Annotated in this window: 5 protein-coding genes; all 5 read right to left on the bottom strand. The window is 39.7% G+C overall.

All coding sequences use genetic code 11. The features are described from left to right. Positions 1 to 357 precede the first annotated feature (357 nt). Positions 358 to 1,581, bottom strand: coding sequence for an MFS transporter (locus AAC073_RS24805; RefSeq protein WP_339926479.1), 1,224 nt, complete (start codon positions 1,579 to 1,581; stop codon positions 358 to 360). After that, positions 1,581 to 3,671 (bottom strand): copper-translocating P-type ATPase, encoded by a 2,091-nt coding sequence (locus AAC073_RS24800; protein ID WP_339926480.1) that lies wholly within the window; start codon positions 3,669 to 3,671, stop codon positions 1,581 to 1,583. Before AAC073_RS24800 ends, AAC073_RS24805 begins: the two co-directional genes overlap by 1 nt. A 240-nt stretch (positions 3,672 to 3,911) precedes the next feature. Next, a complete protein-coding gene (gene glgX, locus AAC073_RS24795) occupies positions 3,912 to 6,035 on the bottom strand; it encodes a glycogen debranching protein GlgX (RefSeq protein ID WP_339926478.1) in 2,124 nt (707 codons plus the stop codon). Between the two features lie 12 nt (positions 6,036 to 6,047). Then, positions 6,048 to 6,857, bottom strand: a complete 810-nt coding sequence (locus AAC073_RS24790; RefSeq protein ID WP_339926477.1) for a hypothetical protein — start codon at positions 6,855 to 6,857, stop codon at positions 6,048 to 6,050. 67 nt (positions 6,858 to 6,924) lie between these two features. Further along, a partial coding sequence (locus AAC073_RS24785) for an ABC transporter ATP-binding protein (RefSeq protein WP_339926476.1) occupies positions 6,925 to 7,586 on the bottom strand: 662 nt, incomplete at its 5' end.

Below are 7,586 nucleotides of genomic sequence, written 5' to 3'. Positions count from 1 at the left end.
CGGTGTTGACTTATGGTTCATAGCGAAGCTTTTGAATGGTTGGCTTTTGAATTATTAGTAATTATCTTCTTTATTTTTTTTCATTGTTGTCCGATTAAAAATAGTTCATTTAATGAAACCCATTATGGACATAGGGTTTTTCAGGGCTTATAAAACTTATTGCCCTTGCTTTTTATATCCCAATAATTATAGGGATCAAAATTTTATTTTTAAAGCCTATTATTTTTAAAAACCGTTGCTTATCAGTTAGTTACAGTCAAGTCTTTATTCTATGTTCTAGCAGCGCAGCGGTCTTGGTTCTTTTGTCGGACAATAATGATTTTTTTGATTAAAATATTCTATTTATCTTCCATGAAATCAAGTTTTATAATTTAATTTCAGTGATGGCAAAACCAAGCCCATGGTAACCAAAACAATTATACCGGCAATAACAAAAGGATAATAAAACCCTCCCGAAATTAACCAAACCCCTAAAATTGGTCCTAAAATCTGACCAATACTATAGGTTGAACTTTGTATGGAAATGTTTCTGCCTGTGTGCTCCTTTGAAATCAAGGAAACCGCCGAAAGTAAATTAGGGGTCACCAAAGCGCCGCCAATAGCGAAAATAACGATGATGGCATAAACATATAATTCATTATTGAAAAAAGGAAAGGCAATAAGCGAACCTCCGGTTATTATTAGGCCTAAAGCTATTTGCTGTTTTGAAGACATGATTTTTTCTCCATAAGTAGCAAATACAGGTTGCAAAATTGCCATAACCGAACCACAAAGCATAAAGCCAAGACCTACTTGCTTACTGTTAAAGCTTAATTCATCTTTACCATAAATTGAAAATACGGTTTCAAATAAAGTAACTACAAATTGCATTACAAAAGAGAGTAATAACAGCACAATGAAATATTTGCTAAATGAAAAACGTAAACTTATTTTTTTGGCAGTAAACTTATGGGTGCGTACAGTATTTTTTAGCCATTTTGATATAATGATTAGGACTACCAATCCAAGCATCGCAGCAAAAAGGAATGGCACTGAAAATCGATCTAAATGCAGTATGCCAATTGAACACTCTAAATGTAAGGGTGTTTGAGAAAGGAATCCTCCTATGACAGGGCCAAAAATAACCCCGGAACTATAGGCCACTCCAGACCAGGCCATGATTTTTGTTCGCTGTGTTTCAGAAGTAATATCACTTAAATAAGCATTGCTTACAGGAATTATGGATGATGTTAAGATGCCCCCAATAATACGGGCCACATACAGCATTGCTATACTTGTTGCAAGCCCTGTGAGTACCTGCATTATAATAAAACCAATCAATCCGATAATGATGATGGGTTTACGGCCATACCTATCTGATAGTTTGCCCCAAAATATCACAAAAAGAAGCTGAAATAAAGGATAAATACTTGTCAGTAATCCTATATGGAAGTTTATTAAACCAGAATCCAGATTGTCTTTTAATGCTAATCTTTCGGTATAGTAGGGCAGTATGGGCAATAAAATACCATAACCCAACATGACAATAAACAAACTTAACAGGACCAATAAAATCCTGTTAAGTTTTTCATTTCCCATCATTATTTTTTGCCGATTTTCCGTTTCAATAATTGAGCATTTATGGCAACAATAATAGTACTTAAACTCATAAATACGGCAGCAACAGCTGGCCCTAAAACAAATCCTGAGGCGTAGAATACACCTGCGGCCAACGGAATGGCAACAATATTATAACCGGTAGCCCAAATTAGGTTTTGTATCATTTTACCATAAGTAGCCTTACCAAATAATATTAAATTAGCAATGTCTTTAGGATTGCTGTTTACCAAAATAATATCGGCTGTTTCGGCGGCAATATCGGAACCCGAACCTACGGCAATACCAACATTGGCCTGTGCCAATGCAGGGGCATCGTTAACACCATCGCCTGTCATGGCAACAAATTCGCCTTTGCCTTGTAATTCTTTTACGATTTCTACTTTTTGATGTGGCAATACTTCAGAATAATACCCATCCAATCCAAGTTTGTCACTTACGGCTTTGGCGGTTTTTTCATTATCTCCGGTAGCCATATATACTTTAATATTATTCTTTTTAAAGGTTTTTATGGCTTCTGCGGATTCCGGTCTGATTTCATCCGAAAGGGCAATATAACCTGCTAATTTCCCGTCAATTAAAACAAACACGACCGTTTCGGCAGCATCGCTGTAAGCATCTTCAGGAATGGTTATCTTCTCATCCCTTAAATATCCGGGGCTTACCACTTTTACTTTTTTGCCTTCTACATCAGCTTCTACGCCTTTACCGGTAATGGCATTGAATTTTTCAGGTTTTGGTATGGCCACATTATCTGCCTTCACTTTTTTAATGATCCCAACGGCAATAGGATGTTCTGAACTTTGTTCCAATGCACTTGCAAGCCTTAATATTTCTTCAGATTGGAATTTTTTATTTACAGATTCAATCCGGGTAACACCAAAGTCTCCTTTAGTAAGGGTTCCAGTCTTATCGAATAATAAGGCCGAAATTTTTCGGGATTCCTCAAAAGCGGTCCGGTTGCGAATGAGCAATCCATTTTGAGCAGAAACTGCTGTTGAAATAGCTACCACTAAAGGAATGGCCAAGCCTAAAGCATGAGGACAAGCAATGACCATAACCGTAACCATTCTTTCCAATGCATATACAAATGGAAACCCTAGAATGAGCCAAACTGCCAAGGTCCCAAAACCAATGGCCAAAGCAATATAGGTCAGCCATTTGGCAGCCCTGTCCGATAGGTTTTGCATTTTTGATTTGGTGCGTTGTGCCTCATCGACCATTTTAATGACTTTGCTGAGATAGCTGTCTTTACCGGTATGCTTAACCCTGACCCTTAAGGTGCTGTTTCCATTAATGGAACCTCCAATGACTGTATCATCCAATTCTTTTTTTACTGGTTTTGATTCTCCTGTCAGCATAGATTCGTTAAGATAACTGGTGCCCTCGGTAATAATACCATCTGCCGGTACTTTTTCCCCTGGTTTAATCAAGATTATATCATCTTTTATAAGGTCATCCAGTTTCACGTCTTCAATGGCGTCTCCTACAACTTTGTGAGCTTCTGAAGGGAGCATGCTTACCAACAATTGTAAGGCTTTGGATGCACCCAAAACCGATTTCATTTCCAGCCAATGCCCCAGTAGCATAATGACAATAAGCGTACTCAATTCCCAAAAGAAATCTTCGCCTTTCAAGCCAAATACGGTTGCCGTACTGTAAAAATAGGCAACGCTGATGGCCATTGAGATGAGTGTCATCATTCCTGGGCCCTTTGATTTTATTTCGTTGTAAAATCCTTTTAAGAAGGGCCAGCCTCCCCAAAAATACACAAAAGATGATAGAGCAAATAGAATATACTGATTACCAGGCAATAAAAATGTATAGCTAAAAAACTTCTGGATCATTGGCGAAAAAAACAGGATTGGAATGGTAATGATCGTTGATACCCAGAATCGCTTCCTGAAATCGGCTACCATCATTTTATGGTGGTCGTGTCCTGCCATTCCCATGGGTGCATTGCCGTCATGGCCTGAATGACCTCCACTTCCATGATCCATTTTGGAATGGTCTTCTTTGTCGTGGTTCATTTTTGAGTGGTCTTCTTTTTCGTGGTCCATTTTAGAATGATCCATCTTGGAATGGTCTTCCTTATCGTGGTCCATTTTCGAGTGGTCCATTTTTTTGTTTTTTTTGTCTTTGTGATTTTCCATAATTTTCTATTTTTAATTGTTATGATTAATATTTGTTTTTTAGGGTTTCTTCAGCTCCTATCCAAATTATTGGAGTTTGTGGTTGATATAACTTTTGAGTTATATTTTTCTGAGCAAAGGTATTGTTAACATCTTTTATAATGATTTTTGATTAGATACTTTTCAAGTTTTATTTTTTGAGTTTCCTTCCTTTAAAACTACAACCGACCTTGGCTTAAGATCATAGAAATCAGCATGAGCCAGTGGTGGTCCATTTGTCCGAAAGTCATCGGGGGGGGATAGGTACGTGTCTGTAATGCAATACCAATTTTTCCCTATCCTGTTTTCCGGCAACTCAAATTGTAAAGGTTCCCAATAGGCATTTACCATAAAGTGGAACAAACAGTCGCTTACTTTGTCCTGTAAGGTATAAGCAATACTGTGGGAGTGGTAACTCCAGTCAGGCTGGTTCATTTTGATGCCATGCCACAATATATTTGGCTCTCCCGAATTAGGAATGGCCCAATATTTTTCCAATTGGAAGATGGGGTGGTCTTTCCTGAATTGAATGAGATTTTTTACAAACTCGAACAATGGGCGGTTCCCTTCCACTTTGCCCCAGTCAAACCAACTGATTTCATTGTCCTGGCAATAGGTATTGTTGTTTCCATGTTGTGTGCGCCTTACCTCATCGCCCATCGAAATCATAGGAGTGCCCTGAGACAGCAGCAGAATGGTGAAAAAATTCTTGATTTGCCGCAGCCTGGTTGCTTCTATGTCCGGATTGTCGGTGTGGCCTTCAACGCCGTAATTACTGCTGAAATTTTCGTTCGAACCATCTTGGTTTCCTTCCCCATTGGCCTTGTTATGTTTGTTGTTATAGGAAACCAGGTCATTAAGCGTGAAGCCGTCATGACAAGTTATGAAATTGATGCTCCGGTTGGGGTCCCTGAAAGGTTTTTTATATAATTCCAAGCTCCCGGCTATGCTGGATGCGAATGGTTCCACCATCCCATTATCGCCCCGTAAAAACTTCCGGACATCATCCCGATATATTCCATTCCATTCTGCCCATTTATCACCGATGAACGACCCCACTTGGTACAAGCCTCCGGTATCCCATGCTTCTGCAATGATTTTGGTCCGTGATAACACGGGATGGGATTCAATTTCCCAAAGAATGGGTGGATTGTCCATCGGGTTGCCATGTTCATCCCTAGACATGACCGATGCCAAGTCAAAGCGGAAACCATCGACATGCATCTCTGTCACCCATCTTTTTAAAGCATCTATAATCAATCTCCTAACGATATATTGATTGGTATTGAGCGTATTTCCACATCCGCTGAAATCGGCAAAATATTCTGGGTTGTCGGCAAGGATATAGTAGAAGGTGTTTTCCAGTCCCTTGAATGAGAAAACCGGTCCCGTATGGTCCCCTTCGCTGGTATGGTTAAACACAACATCCAAAATGACCTCGATACCGGCTTTATGAAATGCCTTGACCATGTCCCTGAACTCATCCGCAATCACCTCGGGTTCATTACAGTAACAATAGCTGCTATGCGGGGAGAAAAATGCGAGAGGGCTGTAACCCCAATAATTTTTCAACAGGGGAGAATGTGCCTCAGTTTCATCGAACTGAAATACCGGCATCAGTTCAACCGTGGTGATGCCCAAATCTTTTAAATAGGGAATTTTTTCGACCAAGCCGGTATAAGTGCCCCGCATGTCTTCCTCGATTCCAGAATTGGGGTGTTGGGTGAAACCTTTTACGTGCAATTCATAAATAATCGATTTGGCATACGGATGATTTAGGGGTTCATCCCCTTCCCAATCGTAGGTGTAGGGGTCAATGACCACGCCTTTCATGGCATAAGGGGTGTTGTCCCCCGGAAGGGTTGCTGCTGTTCTGCTGTAATTCTCCCCTTTCACCACAGCCCGGGCATAAGGGTCAAGTAGCAATTTGGTACCATCAAAACGATGCCCCTTTGAAGGGTTATATTCCCCGTAAATCTTGTAGCCGTAGAGTGCATCTGGCTTTAAATCTTTTACGAAAACATGCCAATAGTAAAAGGATTTGTTTTTTGTTGCATCCAAAGGAATGACCTGAAAAGGGGTGGCATCGTCCACATCGTGGAAAAGGCATAACTCAACTTTTTCACTGTTTTTTGAAAAAATACTGAAATTCACTCCATTGGGATATACCGTCGCACCCAGCGGATAGCTTTTACCAGTATTGGTTTTGTAAGCGGCCTTGCCATGACCGATTCGGGTTTTCAATTTTTTATGATTCTTTAATTCCATTGCACTTTACTTTTAAAAATTCCATTTTATGCGGGTATAAATGGTATTGAATAACAACTCATAATTATTTGTATTTCCAAATAAGCTTTGTGAAATAATAGATAGGTCAAACTGTTTCCCCATGAGTATATTTAGGGTTGGATTTATAAAAATTGCATGATCGGTGGGGGAGTACAATAGGTTCATCGCTACATTTGTTATGGCACTGAATTCATAGGATAACTGGGTAAAAAAATTATGGGTAAACGGCGATAGGTTTTTTACACTTATGTCTGTTTCTACCAAATCCCCAATAGCATTTTTGCTTTTCCCGGATGAATTATAAAAATAAGCTCCATAAAGGTACAGCGAATTTTGAAAAGCATAGTCCATCGAGACCGAAGAAATAAATGTCCCTGAATCTTCGGAAAAGTTTTGGTAATTTCTAAAATAAGAAATTTCCGTTTTGAACCCTGCTTTTTCAATATTTCCCGCCCATCCCGTACCTATCACAATATCGCGTTTGTAAACACCGCCAAGGACTTGTATATCGTAATTCCACTTGTTGAATTTGTACAGTGCCGCCGCAATTAACTCATTTGGGTCATCGGTAATTTTTACCGTCAGGTCCAAGGTATAATCCATATCCTTAAAATACTGTACCCGCAAGGCATCGCTTCCTGGCCGTTCCTCATAATCAAAATCAATGAACGAGTAGGCATTAAAAATGTCGTTGGGGTTCCATATCCTGTCCACGCCCCAATTTACCCTTTGCCTCCCCAAGGTAACCTGCCAGCTGGTATTTTGCCATTGCACCCATTTCTTTTCTTCAGTTTGAGCCATTGTTTTGTTGTTATTTATTACTATTATTATATACTAGGCACACCTTCATTTCCAGTTTAAGATATGTTTAGCCCATATTTTGTTGTATATCTGGTACTACTTTGCAATCTTCAATAATTACCCATCTCTCCCTTTTTATGACCCTAGGGACGTGCGTTGAAAAAATAAAAGTAATTTGCTCCTCCTCATTTAATTTGAGCATAATATCCAATAAGTTTTCAGCTGATTTGGAATCAAGATTTGCCGTGGGCTCATCGGTGAGCACAAAACGTGGTTTTGAAGCCAAAGATCTCGCCACCAAAACCCGCTGTTGCTGCCCTCCAGAAAGTTGTGATGGCTTTGAGCCAGATTTATCTTTTAGGCCAACAGCTTCCAGTATTTCTTGCGTTCGGTTTTCCCGGTTGTTCGCGGACCAGTTTTGCAACAGCATAATGAACTCAATATTCTCTTTGGTAGAGAACACGGGGATCAGGCTATAGGCCTGGAAAATAAAACCGATATGGCTAAGCCTGAAAGTGATAAGTTTGCCCTTTTTTAGTTTCGAGATATCTCTTTCGTTTACCATAACCGATCCATCACTGGCATCATCCAGTCCGCCAATAATATTCAGTGGGGTAGTTTTACCGGAACCAAAAGGGTCCACAATAGCGGTAAATTTCCCTTTTTCAACAATGGCTTTGGCATCATCTTGAGGTTGGTTTTTGCCACTTATCAAAAAGATGGAGACTG

Source organism: uncultured Cyclobacterium sp., assembly GCF_963977555.1.
In the GTDB taxonomy this organism is placed as follows: domain Bacteria; phylum Bacteroidota; class Bacteroidia; order Cytophagales; family Cyclobacteriaceae; genus Cyclobacterium.
This window is presented reverse-complemented; position numbering and strand designations above follow the sequence as displayed.

What these genes read in the sequence shown, in the direction of transcription:
- AAC073_RS24805 (WP_339926479.1), bottom strand. Translation starts at nt 1,581, where the DNA reads ATGATGGGAAATGAAAAACTTAACAGGATTTTATTGGTCCTGTTAAGT.
- AAC073_RS24800 (WP_339926480.1), bottom strand. Translation starts at nt 3,671, where the DNA reads ATGGATCATTCTAAAATGGACCACGAAAAAGAAGACCACTCAAAAATG.
- glgX (WP_339926478.1), bottom strand. Translation starts at nt 6,035, where the DNA reads ATGGAATTAAAGAATCATAAAAAATTGAAAACCCGAATCGGTCATGGC.
- AAC073_RS24790 (WP_339926477.1), bottom strand. Translation starts at nt 6,857, where the DNA reads ATGGCTCAAACTGAAGAAAAGAAATGGGTGCAATGGCAAAATACCAGC.